Origin of the sequence: Pseudomonas sp. NFR09 (assembly GCF_900111535.1) — a bacterium.
Taxonomy (GTDB): Bacteria; Pseudomonadota; Gammaproteobacteria; order Pseudomonadales; family Pseudomonadaceae; genus Aquipseudomonas; species Aquipseudomonas extremorientalis.
Genome location: NZ_FOIH01000012.1, coordinates 224,013 through 240,828 on the forward strand (window position 1 = coordinate 224,013; position 16,816 = coordinate 240,828).

At 59.3% G+C, this 16,816-nt stretch carries 19 protein-coding genes; 12 read left to right on the forward strand and 7 right to left on the reverse strand.

Translation table 11 applies throughout. The features are described from left to right. Nucleotides 1-15: 15 nt before the first annotated feature. The 9 genes from BMX59_RS25005 to BMX59_RS25040 all read left to right on the forward strand — a co-directional run bounded on the left by BMX59_RS25005 (nt 16) and on the right by BMX59_RS25040 (nt 8,952). A complete protein-coding gene (locus BMX59_RS25005) occupies nt 16-1,026 on the forward strand; it encodes a bifunctional inositol 2-dehydrogenase/D-chiro-inositol 1-dehydrogenase (RefSeq protein WP_092245565.1) in 1,011 nt (336 codons plus the stop codon). A gap of 91 nt (nt 1,027-1,117) precedes the next feature. Beyond that, on the forward strand, nt 1,118-2,146 hold the full coding sequence (locus BMX59_RS25010) for a Gfo/Idh/MocA family protein (RefSeq protein ID WP_093126982.1): 1,029 nt from the start codon (nt 1,118-1,120) through the stop codon (nt 2,144-2,146). Nucleotides 2,147-2,297: 151 nt separating this feature from the next. Beyond that, nucleotides 2,298-2,474 (forward strand): hypothetical protein, encoded by a 177-nt coding sequence (locus BMX59_RS30565; RefSeq protein WP_163033238.1) that lies wholly within the window; start codon nt 2,298-2,300, stop codon nt 2,472-2,474. 48 nt (nt 2,475-2,522) lie between these two features. Continuing rightward, on the forward strand, nt 2,523-3,452 hold the full coding sequence (locus BMX59_RS25015; protein WP_071490055.1) for a sugar ABC transporter substrate-binding protein: 930 nt from the start codon (nt 2,523-2,525) through the stop codon (nt 3,450-3,452). 65 nt (nt 3,453-3,517) lie between these two features. After that, nucleotides 3,518-5,071 (forward strand): sugar ABC transporter ATP-binding protein, encoded by a 1,554-nt coding sequence (locus BMX59_RS25020; RefSeq protein ID WP_093126986.1) that lies wholly within the window; start codon nt 3,518-3,520, stop codon nt 5,069-5,071. Nucleotides 5,072-5,097: 26 nt separating this feature from the next. Further along, complete coding sequence (locus BMX59_RS25025) at nt 5,098-6,120, forward strand: ABC transporter permease (RefSeq protein ID WP_016975559.1); 1,023 nt, start codon at nt 5,098-5,100, stop codon at nt 6,118-6,120. 331 nt (nt 6,121-6,451) lie between these two features. Further along, the gene (locus BMX59_RS25030) at nt 6,452-6,856 is read left to right on the forward strand and encodes a TraR/DksA family transcriptional regulator (RefSeq protein ID WP_003191666.1); all 405 of its coding nucleotides are present in this window, start codon (nt 6,452-6,454) and stop codon (nt 6,854-6,856) included. Between the two features lie 545 nt (nt 6,857-7,401). Beyond that, a complete protein-coding gene (locus tag BMX59_RS25035; protein ID WP_371914391.1) occupies nt 7,402-8,628 on the forward strand; it encodes a methyl-accepting chemotaxis protein in 1,227 nt (408 codons plus the stop codon). A gap of 120 nt (nt 8,629-8,748) precedes the next feature. Continuing rightward, on the forward strand, nt 8,749-8,952 hold the full coding sequence (locus BMX59_RS25040; protein ID WP_071490052.1) for a hypothetical protein: 204 nt from the start codon (nt 8,749-8,751) through the stop codon (nt 8,950-8,952). A gap of 7 nt (nt 8,953-8,959) precedes the next feature. Here BMX59_RS25040 and BMX59_RS25045 read toward each other — a convergent pair whose 3' ends face one another. The 3 genes from BMX59_RS25045 to BMX59_RS30895 form a co-directional block, all read right to left on the reverse strand. After that, on the reverse strand, nt 8,960-9,196 hold the full coding sequence (locus tag BMX59_RS25045; protein ID WP_092245554.1) for a DUF2789 domain-containing protein: 237 nt from the start codon (nt 9,194-9,196) through the stop codon (nt 8,960-8,962). Between the two features lie 67 nt (nt 9,197-9,263). After that, entirely contained in the window at nt 9,264-9,494 is a 231-nt protein-coding gene (locus BMX59_RS25050; RefSeq protein ID WP_071490050.1) for a hypothetical protein, read from the reverse strand. A 110-nt stretch (nt 9,495-9,604) separates the two neighbouring features. Then, nucleotides 9,605-10,030 carry a hypothetical protein gene (locus BMX59_RS30895; protein WP_256572997.1) on the reverse strand — a complete coding sequence of 142 codons (426 nt, stop codon included), beginning with the start codon at nt 10,028-10,030 and terminating at the stop codon, nt 9,605-9,607. A gap of 265 nt (nt 10,031-10,295) precedes the next feature. Here BMX59_RS30895 and BMX59_RS25060 point away from each other — a divergent pair, with 265 nt between their 5' ends. Both BMX59_RS25060 and BMX59_RS25065 read left to right on the forward strand, forming a co-directional pair. Beyond that, nucleotides 10,296-10,745, forward strand: coding sequence for a hypothetical protein (locus BMX59_RS25060; RefSeq protein WP_050554011.1), 450 nt, complete (start codon nt 10,296-10,298; stop codon nt 10,743-10,745). 134 nt (nt 10,746-10,879) lie between these two features. Next, complete coding sequence (locus BMX59_RS25065; protein WP_093126996.1) at nt 10,880-11,896, forward strand: ABC transporter substrate-binding protein; 1,017 nt, start codon at nt 10,880-10,882, stop codon at nt 11,894-11,896. A gap of 137 nt (nt 11,897-12,033) precedes the next feature. Here the strand turns inward: BMX59_RS25065 and BMX59_RS25070 are convergent, their stop codons facing one another. Then, nucleotides 12,034-14,160: a TonB-dependent receptor gene (locus tag BMX59_RS25070; protein WP_093127000.1), complete on the reverse strand. Its 2,127-nt coding sequence runs from the start codon at nt 14,158-14,160 to the stop codon at nt 12,034-12,036. A gap of 95 nt (nt 14,161-14,255) precedes the next feature. Then, nucleotides 14,256-14,645 (reverse strand): DUF2946 domain-containing protein, encoded by a 390-nt coding sequence (locus BMX59_RS25075; RefSeq protein ID WP_058425722.1) that lies wholly within the window; start codon nt 14,643-14,645, stop codon nt 14,256-14,258. Between the two features lie 93 nt (nt 14,646-14,738). Between BMX59_RS25075 and BMX59_RS25080 the strand changes: the two genes are divergently transcribed. Beyond that, on the forward strand, nt 14,739-15,176 hold the full coding sequence (locus tag BMX59_RS25080) for a DUF3995 domain-containing protein (RefSeq protein WP_058425721.1): 438 nt from the start codon (nt 14,739-14,741) through the stop codon (nt 15,174-15,176). A 160-nt stretch (nt 15,177-15,336) separates the two neighbouring features. Here BMX59_RS25080 and BMX59_RS25085 read toward each other — a convergent pair whose 3' ends face one another. Continuing rightward, nucleotides 15,337-15,720, reverse strand: coding sequence for a hypothetical protein (locus BMX59_RS25085; RefSeq protein WP_093127005.1), 384 nt, complete (start codon nt 15,718-15,720; stop codon nt 15,337-15,339). A 1-nt stretch (nt 15,721) separates the two neighbouring features. After that, the coding region (locus tag BMX59_RS25090) for an RHS repeat domain-containing protein (protein WP_139212929.1) at nt 15,722-16,816 on the reverse strand (1,095 nt) is incomplete at its 5' end.

Sequence of the window (16,816 nt, forward strand, 5' to 3'; positions counted from 1 at the left end):
AAGAGGAGTGTTTGTATGTCTTTGAAGCTAGGTGTCATCGGTACAGGCGCTATCGGCCGGGACCATATCCGTCGTTGCAGCCAGACCTTGCTCAACAGCCAGGTGGTGGCGGTGACTGACATCAACCTGGAGCAGGCCGCCAAGGTCGTCGCCGATTTGAAGCTGGACGCCGAGGTGTACGCCGACGGCCATGCGCTGATCAACTCGCCGCAGGTCGAGGCCGTGCTGGTGACGTCCTGGGGACCGAGCCACGAAGAGTTTGTGCTCGCAGCGATTGCCGCCGGCAAACCGGTGTTCTGCGAGAAACCCCTGGCGGTCACCGCCGAGGGCTGTCGCAGGATCGTCGACGCCGAAGTCGCCTACGGCAAGCGCCTGGTGCAGGTCGGCTTCATGCGCCCGTATGACGAAGGCTATCGCGCACTCAAGGCCGTGATCGACAGCGGCCAGATCGGCGAGCCGCTGATGCTGCACTGCGCGCACCGTAACCCGACGGTGGGCGAAAACTACAAGACCGACATGGCGATCACCGACACCTTGATCCACGAACTGGATGTGCTCCGTTGGCTGCTCAATGACGACTACGTGTCGGTGCAGGTGGTGTTCCCGCGCAAATCCAGCAAGGCCCTGGCCCACCTGCGTGACCCGCAGATCGTGCTGTTGGAAACCGCCAAGGGCACGCGCATCGACGTGGAAGTGTTTGTGAATTGCCAGTACGGCTACGACATCCAGTGTGAAGTGGTGGGGGAGACCGGCATCGCCAAGCTGCCGGAGCCTTCCCAGGTGCAACTGCGCAGTGGCGCGAAGCTGTCCAACGCGATCCTGATGGACTGGAAGGATCGGTTTATCGGTGCGTATGACGTGGAATTGCAGGCGTTCATCGACAGTGTGCGCGCCGGGCAGGTCGGTGGGCCGTCGGCGTGGGATGGCTTTGCCGCAGCGGTGGCGGCGGATGCGTGTATCGAAGCGCAGGGCAGTGAGCAGATTGTGAAGGTGAGCTTGCCAGATCGCCCGCGTTTCTACGGCTGAATCACTGAAGAAATGCTGTGAAAAATGTGGGAGGGGGCTTGCCCCCTCCCACATTTGAATCGGGTTTTCACTTCAAGCAAGGAGTGTAGGTATGCGAATCGGACTAGTCGGCTACGGCCATGGAGGGCGCTTCTTTCATGCGCCGCTGATTGCCACATTGGCCGGTGCCACATTTGTCGGCGTGGTCACCAGGTCTGCGGAACGCCGCCAGCAACTGGCAACCGACCACCCAGGCCTCAAGGCCTTCGACTCCATCGGCCAGATCGTCGAAGCCGGCGTCGACGCCCTGGTCATCTCCACCACCCTCAAGGGCCGCCCCGCGCTGGTACTCGAGGCCATCGAACACGGCGTAACCGTGGTCAGCGACAAACCCTTCGCCGCCAGCGCCGAACAGGCCCAGGCATTGATCACAGCCGCCGAACGCCAGGGCTCGCTGCTCAGCGTCTACCAGAACCGACGCTGGGACTCGGACTACCTGACCCTGCGCAAGCTCATCGACGCCGGCGCCCTGGGCACAATCACCCGCTTTGAATCCCGCGTGGAACGCTACAGCCCGCAAGCCGTGGGCAACGCCAGCGGTGGCGGCTGGCTGCGCGACCTGGGCAGCCACCTGGTCGATCAGGCCCTGCAACTGTTCGGCCCGGTGGATCGGGTGTTCGCCCAGTTGCACTACACCGCCGAACACCCCACGGTGGACCACGGTTTTTTTGTCTCCCTGACCCATGCCAACGGCGTCATCTCGCACTTGTGGGGCAATGCCTTGCAGAACTGCCAGGCCCCGCGTTTCAGAGTCAGTGGCACCGCCGGTTGCTACACCGTCGACGGCCTGGACGGTCAGGAAGAAGCGTTGATGGCCGGCAAGTCACCGAAAACCGAAGGCGAGCATTGGGGGGCAGAGGAACACCGACGCTGGGGCTGGTTCGAGCAAGGCGCGGAACGCGAGCGAGTGCCGTCGGAGAAAGGCTGCTGGACGCAGTTCTATCGCCAGTTGCAAATGGCCGTGCAAGGGCAGGGACCGCTGCCGGTGGATGCGTATGAAGCGCTGGAAACCACTCGCCTGTTGGACGCCGCGCGCCTGAGCGCGGAGCGCCGACAAGTGATCGAGACAGCTCTGCTGTAGGAGATTTCGATAAAAATAGAACAAAATTCTAAATAGTGTTGATATGGAAATTATTTTCCAATAAAGTCTTTTCCAGGTTGCAGAAAGTACGTCCGGACTCGATCCTGGCGACTCAACAAAAACAAGATCAAAAACAACCAGGTACCGTCAGATGAAAATCTTCAACGCTGTACTGCGAGTTTTACGCCCTGCCCACACGCCACGCGGACTGCCCCGCGCTCGGCCGTTCTACTTCTCCTTCCTTAATGTGCTGTGCGTCGAAAACCAGGGCGCGCTGGTCTGCTGCATTCCCGGCGCGCCGGTCGTCCGGCTGCCTGCCGAGCTCTGATAAACGCAACGTCCAGAAAACCAACAAGAAAGTGGAGACAGACCGTTCATGAAGACCCCGATCCGTTTTACCGCGCTGGCCTTGTCCATGCTGCTCGCCAGCGGTGTTGCCGCGGCTGCCGATCTCAAGATAGGCGTGAGCATGTCCGCCTTCGATGACACCTTCCTCACCTACCTGCGCGAAGACATGGACAAGCAAGCCAAGTCCTACCCCAAGGGTGACGGCGTGCAGTTGCAGTTCGAAGATGCCCGTGCCGACGTGGTCAAGCAGTTGAGCCAGGTCGAGAACTTTATCAGCCAGAAAGTCGACGCGATCATCGTCAACCCGGTGGACACCGCCTCGACAGCCAACATCATCAAGGCCGCCACGGCGGCGAAAATCCCCCTGGTGTTCGTCAACCGCCGTCCTGACAGCCCGACCCTGGCGCCGGGCGTAGCGGCGGTGACCTCCGACGACGTCGAGGCCGGCAAGCTGCAGATGCAGTACATCGCCGAAAAGCTCGGCGGCAAGGGCAATATCGTGATCCTGCTGGGCGATCTGGCGAACAACTCCACCACTAACCGCACCAAGGGGGTCAAGGAAGTCCTGACCCAATACCCGGGCATCAAGATCGAACAGGAACAGACCGGGATCTGGTTGCGTGACAAGGGCATGACCCTGGTCAACGACTGGCTGACCCAGGGCCGTGAATTCAACGCGGTGTTGGCCAACAACGATGAAATGGCCATTGGCGCGTCCATGGCGCTGAAATCGGCGGGCAAGAAGGGCGTGTTGATCGCTGGTGTCGATGGCACGCCGGACGGCTTGAATGCGATCACCAAGGGGGACATGACCGTGTCGGCCTTCCAGGATGCCAAGGGCCAGGCGGACAAGTCGGTGGAGACCGCGCGCAAGATGGCCCGGAACGAGCCCATCGAGCAGAACGTGGTGATCCCGTTCCAGCTGATCACCCCGGACAACGTCAAAGACTTCAAGTAGTCCCTACATAACAACAATAAGCCGGCAGGGCGGTCGTGCCCGCCTTGCCGATGGAGTACCTCCCTATGCTCGCTCAAGCCGCTGTCTCGCAGCCTCCCGGTATCCAGCCGCTGCCGCTGGACGAACCCTACCTGCTGGAAATCGTCAACATCAGCAAAGGCTTTCCCGGCGTCGTGGCCCTGGCCGACGTGCAGTTGCGCGTTCGCCCTGGCACGGTGCTGGCGCTGATGGGCGAGAACGGTGCGGGCAAGTCGACGCTGATGAAAATCATCGCTGGCATCTACCAGCCCGATGCCGGCGAGATTCGCCTGCGCGGCAAGCCGATTGTGTTTGAAACCCCCCTGGCGGCCCAGAAGGCCGGGATCGCGATGATCCACCAGGAACTCAACCTGATGCCGCACATGAGCATCGCCGAGAACATCTGGATCGGCCGCGAGCAGCTCAACAGCCTGCACATGGTCAACCACCGCGAAATGCATCGCTGCACCGCCGAGTTGCTGGCGCGCCTGCGCATCAACCTGGACCCCGAGGAACACGTGGGCAACCTGAGCATCGCCGAACGGCAGATGGTCGAGATTGCCAAGGCGGTGTCCTATGACTCCGATATCCTGATCATGGATGAGCCGACCTCGGCCATTACCGAGAAGGAAGTGGCCCATCTGTTTTCGATCATTGCCGACCTCAAGGCCCAGGGCAAAGGCATCGTCTACATCACGCACAAAATGAACGAAGTGTTCGCCATCGCCGATGAAGTGGCGGTGTTCCGCGACGGCCAGTACATCGGCCTGCAGCGCGCCGACAGCATGAACAGCGACAGCCTGATCTCGATGATGGTCGGCCGTGAGCTGAGCCAATTGTTCCCGGTGCGCGAGACGCCCGTCGGCGATCTGCTGCTGTCGGTACGCGACCTTAGCCTGGACGGCGTGTTCAAGGACGTGTCCTTCGATCTGCATGCCGGCGAGATCCTCGGCATCGCCGGGTTGATGGGCTCGGGCCGTACCAACGTGGCCGAAACCATTTTCGGCATCACCCCCAGCAGCGGCGGCCAGATCATCCTGGATGGCAAGGCGGTGCGCATTACCGACCCGCACATGGCCATCGAGAAAGGTTTTGCCCTGTTGACCGAGGACCGCAAGCTCAGTGGCCTGTTCCCGTGCCTGTCGGTGCTGGAAAACATGGAAATGGCGGTGCTGCCGCACTACACCGGCAACGGCTTTATCCAGCAGAAAGCCCTGCGGGCGCTGTGCGAAGACATGTGCAAGAAGCTGCGGGTGAAAACCCCGTCCCTTGAGCAGTGCATCGACACCTTGTCCGGCGGCAACCAGCAGAAGGCCTTGCTCGCGCGCTGGCTGATGACCAACCCGCGCCTGCTGATCCTCGATGAACCGACACGGGGCATCGACGTGGGCGCCAAGGCCGAGATCTACCGGCTGATCTCGTTCCTCGCCAGCGAAGGCATGGCGGTGATCATGATTTCTTCCGAGTTGCCCGAAGTGCTGGGCATGAGCGACCGGGTCATGGTGATGCACGAGGGCGAATTGATGGGCACCCTGAACCGCAGCGATGCGACCCAGGAAAAAGTCATGCAGTTGGCCTCCGGGATGACCGCAGTCCACTGACGTACAGAATAAAAAGGTGATGGGCTATGAACGCAATAACGGATAACAAACCTGCGACGGTGCCAACCAAAAGTCGTCGACGCATGCCCACCGAGCTGAGCATCTTCCTGGTGCTGATCGGCATTGGCCTGGTGTTTGAATTGTTCGGCTGGATCGTGCGCGACCAGAGCTTCCTGATGAACTCCCAGCGCCTGGTGCTGATGATCCTGCAAGTGTCGATCATCGGCCTGCTGGCAATTGGCGTGACACAGGTGATCATCACGACGGGGATCGATCTGTCTTCGGGCTCGGTGCTGGCACTTTCGGCGATGATTGCTGCCAGTTTGGCGCAGACGTCCGATTTTTCCCGGGCGGTGTTCCCCAGCCTGACCGACTTGCCGGTATGGATTCCAGTGGCCATGGGGCTGGGCGTAGGACTGTTGGCGGGGGCGATCAACGGCAGCATCATTGCTGTCACCGGCATTCCGCCGTTCATTGCCACCCTGGGCATGATGGTCTCGGCCCGTGGCCTGGCGCGTTACTACACCGAAGGCCAGCCGGTGAGCATGCTCTCGGACTCGTACACGGCCATTGGCCACGGCGCGATGCCGGTGATCATCTTCCTGGTGGTGGCGGTGATCTTCCACATCGCCCTGCGCTACACCAAGTACGGCAAGTACACCTACGCCATCGGCGGCAACATGCAGGCGGCGCGCACCTCTGGGATCAACGTCAAGCGCCACCTGATCATCGTGTACAGCATCGCCGGTCTGCTGGCAGGTCTGGCCGGGGTGGTGGCTTCGGCACGCGCTGCGACCGGGCAGGCGGGCATGGGCATGTCCTATGAACTGGATGCGATTGCCGCAGCGGTCATTGGCGGTACCAGCCTGGCGGGCGGGGTAGGGCGCATTACCGGCACGGTGATCGGCGCGCTGATCCTCGGGGTGATGGCCAGCGGGTTTACCTTTGTCGGGGTGGATGCGTATATCCAGGACATCATCAAGGGGCTGATCATTGTGGTGGCTGTGGTCATCGACCAATACCGCAACAAGCGCAAGCTCAAGCGCTGAGGCGCAGCGGCAAGCCTCAAGCTGCAAGCATGCTGATGTTTGCAGCTTGTCGCTTGCCGCTTGCGGCTTATAGCTGCTTCACGAACTTTCCTGCTATAAACGCACTCCGATAACCATTCGCCAAGCCCGTCCTGGTGCCTTTTGGGGTTATCCGGGAAAAAATGCCTGTCATTTCAGTTGCTGCGCCCTCAAGTCGGCCTTAGACTGCCGCCCCTCGTAAATTGAGTGCCGGGTGGCGCTTGAAATGGACGGCGCCTTTCCGAGACCTGCAGAGGCCTTCCGGAACGCTCCCTTATTCGCCTTAATGCACGTATTTTTTATAGAGAAATCAATGACAAAGGAAAAGTTGCTGGCCATGCCGGCGGATGACTACATGAATGCCGAACAGCACGCTTTTTTCGAGAAGTTGCTGCAAGACATGAAAGTGGAACACCACGAGCGCATTGAACAGAACCGTATCGCCATTGAAAGCCTGGACACCCCGGCCGACCCGGCCGACGCCGCTTCCGTTGAAGAAGAGCGTACCTGGCTGGTCAACGCCATCGACCGCGACCAGCGCATGCTGCCGCAGCTTGAGCGCGCGTTGGAGCGCATCAAGGAAGATTCCTTTGGCTGGTGTGACGACAGCGGCGAGCCTATCGGCCTCAAGCGCCTGCTGATCAGCCCCACCACCAAGTACTGCATCGAAGCGCAAGAGCGCCACGAGCAGATCGACAAGCACCAGCGCCAAGCCTGATGCGTTGAAGCTGGGGGGCCGCCACGCGGTTCCCCAGGGCAAGATCCGTTACACCCTGTCTATTGATCTGCTGCAAGCTACCCCACTAAAGGCCCATGGATAATGGCCCGATAGTGGCGTTTAATGCAGTGACAATAATGACAAGCAGTGGGGTAACGAAGATGGCTGGAGACGGACCTCTGATGGGTGCAGCCGTGTCACCGCAACCGGTGGCGCGCGGGCTGCCCGGCTGGCTCACGCCGTTGTTGCAGAGCACCGCTCTGGTGCTGGTACTGCTGGGCCTAGCGTTCGCCAGCTTGCCGCTCTACCTTTGCCTGCCACTGGTCCTATTGGTGATCTGGCTGCCTCGCCTGAAAAATCGCACACCAGTGATTGCAGCTTTCGACGCCGCCGATGCCATTGGCGAGTTGACTCGTGATCTGTCGTATACCACCAGCCACAACGCACTTTCCGCCGCCGGCGTGGCCTATTCGGTCAAGCAACTGGCGGCGCGCCTGCAGTCGCAGTTGAGCGCGGCCAGGCAGATCGTCAGCAGTGCCGAGGTGATGATCGGCACCGAAAAAGTCACCTCCCAGCTCAGCCGTGAGGCGTTGGGGGCTGCGAGCCAGGCCCATCAGCGCAGCACCGAAGGCCGTGAAGTGCTGGCCCAGTCGATCAACCGCATGCACCAGCTCAGCCAGCGGGCCAATGCCAGCCGTGAGTTGATTGAGGCCTTGAGCCAGCGCAGCGAGGAAATCCAGCGGGTGACCCTGGTGATCCAGTCCATCGCCAGCCAGACCAACCTGCTGGCACTGAACGCGGCGATTGAAGCGGCGCGGGCCGGTGAGCATGGTCGCGGGTTTGCCGTGGTGGCGGATGAAGTGCGTGGGTTGGCCGGGCGTACTGCCACGGCCACCGATGAAGTCGGTGTGATGGTGGCCGACATCCAGCAACGCACTACTCAGGTGGTAGAGCAGATTCGCCAGCTCTCGGCGGACCTGCACACCGGTGTCGAGCAGGTAGAGCACGCTGGCGAGCAACTGCAAAATATCGCCAGCCTGGCGGCGGATGTGGAAGGCCAGGTCAATGAAATCGCCCAGGGTACCGACACCAACCGCACCCAGCTCGACAGCCTGTTCCATGCCGTTGAGCAGATGCGCAGCGACCTGGCCGTCAGCGATCAGCAAACCCGCCAGCTGGCGGATGCTGCCGTACAAATGGAAGGCCAGGCCGAAACCATCAGCGAGCGCCTGGCGGAAGTCGGGCTGGATGACTATCACCAGCGCATCTATGACCTGGCCCGCGAAGGCGCCAGTCGGATTGCCGCGCAATTCGAAGCCGATGTGCAACAGAACCGCATCAGCCTGGACGACCTGTTCGACCGCAGCTATACGCCGATCGCCAATACCAGCCCAATCAAGTACCACACCCGCTTCGACGGCTACACCGACCAGGTATTGCCAGCGATCCAGGAGGCGCTGTTGCCGCGTCATGAAGGGTTAGTGTTCGCCATTGCCTGCACGCCCCAGGGCTATGTGCCGACCCACAACAAGGCTTTTTCCCAGGCGCTGACCGGCGATGCGCAGGTGGACGCCGTGCAGAACCGCACCAAACGCAAGTTTGAAGACCGTACCGGAATCCGCTGCGGCAGCCATCAGCAGGCGGTGTTGTTGCAAACCTATACCCGCGACACGGGTGAGCTGATGCACGATCTGTCGGTGCCGATCATGGTCAAGGGCCGGCACTGGGGCGGTTTGCGCCTGGGTTACAAGCCCGAGGCCGCGAAAGGCTGACGTTAGGATTATTGCCGTTTATGCAAGGGAGCTATTCCGGGAATAGCTTTTTCAAGCGGACGTAAAACCGTAGCATGGGCAACATTGTTAGCCAGCTAACTAATGCTGCGGAGAAGCGCCATGCAAAACAAAGTCGATGTCGCCGTGATGATTGGCAGTGGTGTACCGCATGCCTTGCGGGCATTGGGTCAAAAGGCCTGTTGGGTGGTATTGCTCAACGGTGAGCAGCGCGGCACGGCGTTCGCCAGTCGCGATGAGGCAGAGGAGTGCAGGGCTGCCTGGCAGGCTCTGATGCGCCTGGAGCAGTCAGACAGCCTGCATTGAGGGCTGTTTATTGCGATTGATGCAGGCGCTGGTTCAGCTCATCCACCGCGATAGCCCATTCGGCGTCGTCACGCAGTTCTTCCTTGAGAAAGCTGGCTTGTTGTGCAGACCAGAATGGCGCATCGATCAGTTTCACGTCTTCAGGCAACGGATGGGCGACGATAAATGCATCGATGGCGTCCGGGGTTGAATCCAGGCCCAATTGTTCAAACAGGGTTTCAAGGGTGGGGATTGGCGCGTCCATTTCGTTCTCCATGCAGGGGGGCGTTATGCATGGGAGGGTTGTAGCGCGGCGGAGTTCTATCGAATGTTCAGGAATTAAGGGCCCCGGCATCCACGGCAGTCTTTAACGCCCTGGCGGCCTCTTTTGCAGCGGCGGCGGCTGCGTCGACGGTTTTGAACCAGCGGTCTTTTTCCACTTGGTGCGTGGAGACAGTGGTCAGCGGTGGCTTGGCCCGCATCACGATCACTGCTTGAAACTCACCGTCTACTTCCCTTGCGTCGCCATGGATGAAAAATTCGCCGATATCAAATTCCGTCACGTAGAGCCTTCCCTTGGAGATAACTGCACTGGAGAAACCTGGCCCGTGGGGCGCAAACTTCAGTGGACGGGCCAGTATGGCAGTTGTTGCGGGTCGGCGGCGCGGTAAAGTTACCGGGCGGACGAAACGATAGCTCCATGTTGGGCGTGCAACACGGCTTCGAGTTTTTTGGCCAGTTCGCAGGCCTTGACATGGTCGCTGCGGAAGCCTTTGATGCGGCCACTGAGCACTTCGCGCACGTGGAAGAAGTTCCGGCCGGCAGGTACAACTTGGTAAAGAACCGAATCCGGGTACCCCTCGAAGCTGTTCAAGCGGTAGTATTGGGCCTCGTCCTGACAGGATGAACGGGTTTGCGAAGACATAGCGCTGTAGGGTGATCGTTGCATGGCCTGCTCCTTTTCGATCTTGCGGGATGACTGGATTGCAGCGTTTTGAGTGGTCTTGATCCATGCTGCTGTTTTAGTATTGTCGTCAGCAGTCAGCGTCCGGTTCCATGACAACGTGTTTATTTGTGTATGCATGTCGGAAAACTGCATTTTTAATTGGGTTATTCTCTGAAGTTGGTCGACCCGTATTCTCGGGCCGTTGAACCTGTGATCTCCTGTGGCGCCTGATGACCTTGCACAAGGCCCATCGCGCATGTCTGTACTAGTCTTTCGGCTCGACAGCAGGATTTTCTTCAGTTTTTCAAAGAATGAGTTGTGTGATCGTGCCGTGATGGCCGTTTTTTGTGCTGCCCGCTCTGGCGGACAGCGCTCTTTTCCATGTGGGGGCGTTTCCTTGGCAGTCAGTAATCTGGATATGCACGCGTTGTTCGTGCTGGGTGATTTGCGCGCAAAGTTGGTCAAACAGTTCCAGTCCCGTTTTGTCTACATCACCGAGCAGACGCCGGAGGGCATTTACATCGCCGAAATCGATACCGAGGCGGCGATGGTGGTGGATGACAAACCACGCCTTGAGCTCAAGGTCGGCGACCATTTTCGTGCAGCGGTATTGCCCAGTCGTGAGGGCGGCAAGTTCGAATTGAAGTTCCGCGACATCAAGTTGACGGTGTATGGCCTGGGCGACTACGCCTTTGTGTCGTCGGCCGAAGGCCAGGGCATCGTGTTCAAGGAAGGCCACAGCGTGATGCTGGTGTTCGCCGCCAACGAGCAATTGCAGGAAGGCCTGACCAAAACCCTGAAGGCTGTGACCGGCAAGGCCGCCAAATGGCGCAAAGGCGAACTGGTCACCTTCAAGGCCAGTGAATAATCAGCAAAAAAACGCGAACACCCGTTATCTCCCGGAACCTCTACTACAGTTGAGTTGACTTAACTATTCAGAGGCTTCGCGCATACGCAGCAAAGCCGTCCGCCATTGGCTGCGATATCGCGAGGTGCGAAGGCATGAAAGGATTGAAAACGCTGTTGGCTGCGTCCCTGACGACCCTGGGGCTGTCAGTGGCCACGTTGCCGGTAAGCGCCGCCGAGGCGCCGGTACATTTTGCCGACCTGAACTGGGAAAGCGGCAGCCTGATCACCGAAGTGCTGCGGGTGATTGTCGAGAAGGGCTACGACCTGCCCACCGATACCTTGCCCGGCACCACCATCACACTGGAAACCGCCCTGGCAAAGAACGACATCCAGGTGATCGCCGAAGAGTGGGCCGGCCGCAGCCCGGTGTGGGTCAAGGCCGAGGCCGAAGGCAAAGTGGTGGGCCTGGGTGACACGGTCAAGGGTGCGACCGAAGGCTGGTGGGTGCCGGAATACGTAGTCAAGGGCGACCCCGCCAAAGGTATCAAGCCCCTGGCGCCGGACCTCAAGAGCGTGAAGGACCTGGCACGCTACAAGGATGTGTTCAAGGACCCCGAATCCCCCGGCAAGGGGCGCTTTCTCAACAGCCCCATCGGCTGGACCTCGGAAGTGGTCAACAAACAGAAGCTCAAGGCCTACGACCTGGACGACAGCTACGTGAACTTCCGCAGTGGCTCGGGCGCGGCACTGGACGCGGAGATCGCTTCATCGATCCGGCGCGGCAAGCCGGTGCTGTTCTATTACTGGTCGCCGACGCCGCTGATGGGGCGTTACAAGTTGATCCAGCTGGAAGAGCCGCCGTTTGATGCCGAGGCGTGGAAAACCCTGACGGATGCGGATAACCCTGATCCGAAGCCGACCCGGTCGTTGGCGTCGAAGTTGAGTATCGGGGTCTCGACGCCGTTCCAGAAAGAGCATCCGCAGATTGCGCAGTTTTTCGAGAAGGTCGAGTTTCCGATAGAGCCGTTGAACAAGGCATTAGCGAGCATGAGTGAGAACCACACGGCGCCACGTGAGGTGGCCCAGGCGTTTCTCAAGGAGCATCCCGAGGTGTGGAAGGCCTGGTTGACTGAGGATGTGGCGCAGAAGGTTGAGGTGAGCCTGAAATAACCACGGATCTTTAAGTTCAATGTGAAGCAAGTGTGGGAGGGGGTTGTTACCGATTGCAGCGAGTCAGTCACCGCATGGTTGACTGCTCCAACACTATCGGGAGCAAGCTCCCTCCCACATTTAGTTGCATTCCAGGATCAGAACCGGGTCTGCACCGCCAACTCAAAGGTTCGTGGTGAGCCCAAGTAATACGCCGGCGACACATGGGCAAACTCGGCATACACCTCATTCGTCAAGTTGCGCACCCGGCCCGTCACCGAGGTGTGCGAATCCACCTTATAGCGCAGGAACGTTCCGAACAGGGTGTAGGCCGGCACTGTCTGGGTGTTGGCGTTGTCTGCATACACCTGGGCTACATATCGCGCGTCCACACCCCCTTGCCAGTCCTCGGCAAAATCATAGGTCAGCCACAGATTCCCCACGCGCTTGGGCACGTTGGTTGGCGTGTTGCCCTTGCGCGACACCACGGCGCCACTGGCGATTTTCTCGTTGAAGTCATCGTACTCGGCATCCACCCAGGCGAAGTTGCCTTCCGCCAGCAGCCTTGGCGTGATGCGCAGCGAGCTGGCCAGTTCGATCCCCTTGGATGACTGCGCACCGACCGGAATGCTGTTGGTGGGGTCCTGCGGGTCGGTGACGGCAAAGTCCTTGCGCTCGATCTTGTATGCGGCAACGGTGGCCGAGCCGCGCCCGTCCAGGTAGTCGAATTTGCTGCCCACTTCCCACTGCTTGCCCGTCGAGACATCAAATACTTGCGTGGTGGTGTTCGGTTGCTCGGCGGCGGTGCTGTATTGCACATACACATTAGCCGTTGGGATGAACTGATAGGTCAGGCCTACACGGCCGGTCACCGGTTCCCAGTTGCCTTTGAAGTGGCGGGGGTTGGTGGCGGTTATCGCACGGTGGTTGGTCACATCCAGGTCGATGGCGTCATAACGCAGGCCAGTCAGCAGCGACAATGTGTCGGTAAGGCCCAGGCGATTTTCCACGAACAGTGCCTTGGTGGTGACTTCGTTGGTCTTGTCCTTGCCGAAGCGTTCCCGGGTCCGCGGGAGGTCAAAGAAGTGTCCGGGGTCGAAGTTGTTCGGGTCTACCGTGCTGTTGCCTGGCACATTCCACGGAGTGTTGGTGGTGCTGTTGACTTTGTACTCGAAGCCGCCGGACCAGGTAGTCGACAGGCCGAAGAGGCTATCGTCGTGGCGCAGTTCGAACTGGTTGCCGTTTTGTTCGCCCTGATGACGTACCTGATAGGCCGTCGAGCGGTTTACCGCCGTGTTGTTCGCGTTGTACTGATAGGTTTCCAGGTTGCGGTAATCGCGTTGGCTGTCCAAATGGTAAAGGGTGTTTTTCAGCGTGGTGCTGTCGTTGAGCCGGTAGTCGATGATCGAGCGCGCCCAGATCGTGCGTTGTTCGTAGCGCCCGTCGGCGACGTTGTAGTTGTTGAAGCGGTTGTGTCTGTCGATCTTCAACTCGCCTGCCTTGGGGTTGAGCACCGGTGTGCCCCAGTAGGGGCTGTCTTCGTGCTCATCCTGGTATTCCAGCGCCAGGGTGTGGGACAGGTCGGGCGTGAGGTCACTGAGCAGGGAAAACGCCAGGCTCCACGCGTCGCGCTGATCGCGGTCGATATAGCTGTGGTTGGTGTTGCGGCTCACATCCAGGCGTGCGTAATGCTGCACCTCGGCGCCAGGTTCGGTCAGGGCATGATTGACGCCGAAGGCCATGCCGGCGGTGTTGTAGCTGCCATAGGTGAGCTGGCCTTCGGCGGCCTGTTCCTCACGGGTGGCCAACTTGGTCACGTAGTTGAGCGAGCCGCCCACGGAGCCTGCGCCGTTGATCAGCGAGGAGGGGCCGCCCACCAGTTCCACCCGGTCATAGATCCACGCATCCACGGGGCGGGCCAGGCCGGTGGCGACATTGATACCGTTGAACATCTGGGTGATCTGGCTGCTGGTAAAGCCGCGATAGGAAACAAACCCGCCAAACCCCGGCGGGGCGCTGGCGTTGACGCCGGGCAAGGTGTTGGCGGCATCGCGGAAGGTCTTGGCGCCATGGCGCTCGATGTCACTGCGATTGGCGATGGCCACCGACGCCGGGGTTTCCCGCACGCTCAAGCCCAACCGCGACGCCACGCCGCTGGATTGATCCAGGGCCAGGCCGGGTTCGGCGGCTTGCTCGCCATCGATGGTGGTCGGGGCCAACTCAAGGGCCCAGGCGCAGACAGGCAGGCAGCCGAACAGGCCTGCCAACAGGGGTAGATGTTTCATGGTTGAATCCTGAAAAACTTGGCTTGAAAACAATGCACAGCCGCCCGTACTTCCTTGCGGAAACGGTACTCAGTGCAGATCGGAAAGCGAAGGTATCAGGCGAAGGCAGGCGGCGCGCGCGGATTGGCCGCAGGCCAGGTGAAGCGGGCAGGGATATCGGCAGCCAGGACGATGGCCGGCGGTGGAGCATGGGGCTGTGGCAACACCGCCACGTTCAGGCTGGAACTCAGCGCCGGGCCCATGCCGCCGGTGGAACACAGCGGGCAGCCAAACGCCTTGGACAGCGTCGGCAAATTCTCTTCAGTGGAATTGGACGGCTTGGGCGCCTGGGTACGTGGGTCCACCGTACAAAACTGACCGCCGATGCCATTGAGCTGCATCCCGACCATCTGCCCATGCCCGATACTGCAGGCGAACACATTGAACAGGACGCAGCAGTAGAGCATCCAGGCAATGAGCGAGCGGTCGGCACGGGCAAGTTTCATGGGGCGGCACTTTACCATCAGCCGCCGACGAAATGCCTGCAAAAAATCTCAGGGCGACTATCCTGTTTCGCACCTTTTCAGGGAGAGCCAGCCATGAGCTTCGTTGTCGCACGATGGATTGTCGGCGTTTTTACCTGCATCAGCATGGTCCACCTGTACTGGGCCGCCGGCGGCAAACTCGGCTTCCAGGCCGCCATTCCCCAACTGCCCGGCGAATTTGCCAACGGACCCAGACCTGCATTCAAGCCCTCGGCACTGGGCACGTTCCTGGTCGCGATGGGGTTGGTGGCCATTGCACTGCTCGTGTGCCTGCGCGCCGGGTTGTACTTCTCGGCGGTATCCCATGGGGCGTTGCAGTGGGGCATCAGCGCGATTGCCGTACTGATGTTTGCCCGTGCAATTGGGGATTCGGAGTTGGTGGGGTTCTTCAAGAAGGTCGGTGGGTCGAGGTTTGCGAGGTGGGATACGTATTTTTATTCGCCGTTGTGTCTGGTGTTGGGGGTGGGGTTGTTGGTGGTGGCGTGGGGGTGAGGGATTAATGGATGGGTTCTAATCAGCTAGAATAAAAAAAAGAGGCCTGTTCGGCTTTTGACCGCAAAGATGTTTAGGTCGATTACTTTTCTTATGGTTGATGAGTTTGCAGGCATCTCGATGTAAATATTGCCCATTCTTGGCTCTGAGGTAGAAGGTATTAAATGTTTGTTGGATACAACAGGACTCTGGTTGCTCTCACGTCAACATAGCCTGATTTTTGAGTGACGGGGCCGTCTAGCTCAATCAGGAGTACTGAGCCGCCAAGCTTTAGTGCTGCACAATCTTTGTCCGAGGCGTGAATCAGCTCAGCTGTTATTTGAGTGACGCCGTTTGTATGGGATATTTTCGGAACTTTACTGGAGGAGGGGGTAATGTTTTTCCCCCAAGAGAAAATTTCATCCAGGTCGAACTCGACATCCACCTCATCGCCTAAATTTGGCGCGATGCCCACCCATAAAGCTGTGCCGCTACCCGCAGGTGAGTGGAAACTCACAAGCAAAGTTTCCGCGTCAGGCATCGCCTCGATAATTTTTATCTTCATTTCACTTCTTCGGTAGTGGGACTCTAACAACGGTGTTGTCTACATTTATGGTGCTGGTTTTAAGCTCAAGTGTCCATGTCTCCTCATGGTAGTGATGCTTGCTTGGTTTGCTGCTCATTTCGTGAGAGCCATAACGAATACTTCTTTTTGCATCACCGGAAACAATCCTGTCGCGATCGGGTTTTCCAGTGCGTGGATTGATGTTCGTGTGAGGACCTGGCCCTAGAAACTCATCCCACTTCCGGACGGTTTCTTCCGGTTTAATTGGTTTATTTGCATAGGTTTCTTTGTGGTATCCCATTTTAGGTGGGGTATTTGAGGTCGAGGGGCTGAATGGTTCGCCCTCATTGGTATTTGCTTTAGTTTCTGGTTCTTTAACTTCGGTGGTTGGTTTGCACTTATCTCCACCTGGACAGGCACTCAGTCCTAAAGGATCCACCCATCCCGTAGGATTGGGCACGTACTGGTAAGCATTGATCCCACCCGCCAGCTTCACCGGGTCCGGCGTCAGATACCGACCAGCATCCGGATTGTAGTAGCGATGGCGGTTGTAGTGCAGCCCGCTTTCCTGATCGAAATACTGACCCTGGAAGCGCAGCGGGTTGTCGACTTTTCCGATGTCGAGGCGGGTGATTTCCCCGTAGGCACGGTAATGCGCCGACCAGACGATTTCGCCGTCTTGGGCAGTGAGTTCCTGCGGCGTGCCAAGGTGGTCGAGTTGGTAGTGGTAGGCCTTGGTTTCCTTGGGGCCGAAGCCTTCCAGCAAGGCTAACGGACGGAAGCTGTCCGGTTCGTACAGGTAGCTGCGGTGACGGCCCTTGTGGTGTTCGGCAATCAGTTTGTCGCTTTGCCAGAAGAACTCGGTGGTGATGCCGTCGACGGTTTTGCTGATGCGGCGACCGAAGGGGTCGTAGCGGTAGCTGGCGGTCTGGCCGTTGGGCGTTTTAATACCGATCAGACGATGCTGGCAGTCGTAGCGATATTCGGTGACGAGTGCGTGACCTTTGCCGCGTCGTTCGCGAATCAGGTTGCCGAAGGCGTCGTAGTCGTAGTGGTGGTCGCCCTGGATCATCAGGCGGTTGCCGGCGACGATGTC

Coding starts and splice junctions, on each gene's coding strand:
- BMX59_RS25005 (WP_092245565.1), top strand. CDS start 16: ATGTCTTTGAAGCTAGGTGTCATCGGTACAGGCGCTATCGGCCGGGAC.
- BMX59_RS25010 (WP_093126982.1), top strand. CDS start 1,118: ATGCGAATCGGACTAGTCGGCTACGGCCATGGAGGGCGCTTCTTTCAT.
- BMX59_RS30565 (WP_163033238.1), top strand. CDS start 2,298: ATGAAAATCTTCAACGCTGTACTGCGAGTTTTACGCCCTGCCCACACG.
- BMX59_RS25015 (WP_071490055.1), top strand. CDS start 2,523: ATGAAGACCCCGATCCGTTTTACCGCGCTGGCCTTGTCCATGCTGCTC.
- BMX59_RS25020 (WP_093126986.1), top strand. CDS start 3,518: ATGCTCGCTCAAGCCGCTGTCTCGCAGCCTCCCGGTATCCAGCCGCTG.
- BMX59_RS25025 (WP_016975559.1), top strand. CDS start 5,098: ATGAACGCAATAACGGATAACAAACCTGCGACGGTGCCAACCAAAAGT.
- BMX59_RS25030 (WP_003191666.1), top strand. CDS start 6,452: ATGACAAAGGAAAAGTTGCTGGCCATGCCGGCGGATGACTACATGAAT.
- BMX59_RS25035 (WP_371914391.1), top strand. CDS start 7,402: ATGATCGGCACCGAAAAAGTCACCTCCCAGCTCAGCCGTGAGGCGTTG.
- BMX59_RS25040 (WP_071490052.1), top strand. CDS start 8,749: ATGCAAAACAAAGTCGATGTCGCCGTGATGATTGGCAGTGGTGTACCG.
- BMX59_RS25045 (WP_092245554.1), bottom strand. CDS start 9,196: ATGGACGCGCCAATCCCCACCCTTGAAACCCTGTTTGAACAATTGGGC.
- BMX59_RS30895 (WP_256572997.1), bottom strand. CDS start 10,030: ATGCAGTTTTCCGACATGCATACACAAATAAACACGTTGTCATGGAAC.
- BMX59_RS25060 (WP_050554011.1), top strand. CDS start 10,296: ATGCACGCGTTGTTCGTGCTGGGTGATTTGCGCGCAAAGTTGGTCAAA.
- BMX59_RS25065 (WP_093126996.1), top strand. CDS start 10,880: ATGAAAGGATTGAAAACGCTGTTGGCTGCGTCCCTGACGACCCTGGGG.
- BMX59_RS25070 (WP_093127000.1), bottom strand. CDS start 14,160: ATGAAACATCTACCCCTGTTGGCAGGCCTGTTCGGCTGCCTGCCTGTC.
- BMX59_RS25075 (WP_058425722.1), bottom strand. CDS start 14,645: ATGAAACTTGCCCGTGCCGACCGCTCGCTCATTGCCTGGATGCTCTAC.
- BMX59_RS25080 (WP_058425721.1), top strand. CDS start 14,739: ATGAGCTTCGTTGTCGCACGATGGATTGTCGGCGTTTTTACCTGCATC.
- BMX59_RS25085 (WP_093127005.1), bottom strand. CDS start 15,720: ATGAAGATAAAAATTATCGAGGCGATGCCTGACGCGGAAACTTTGCTT.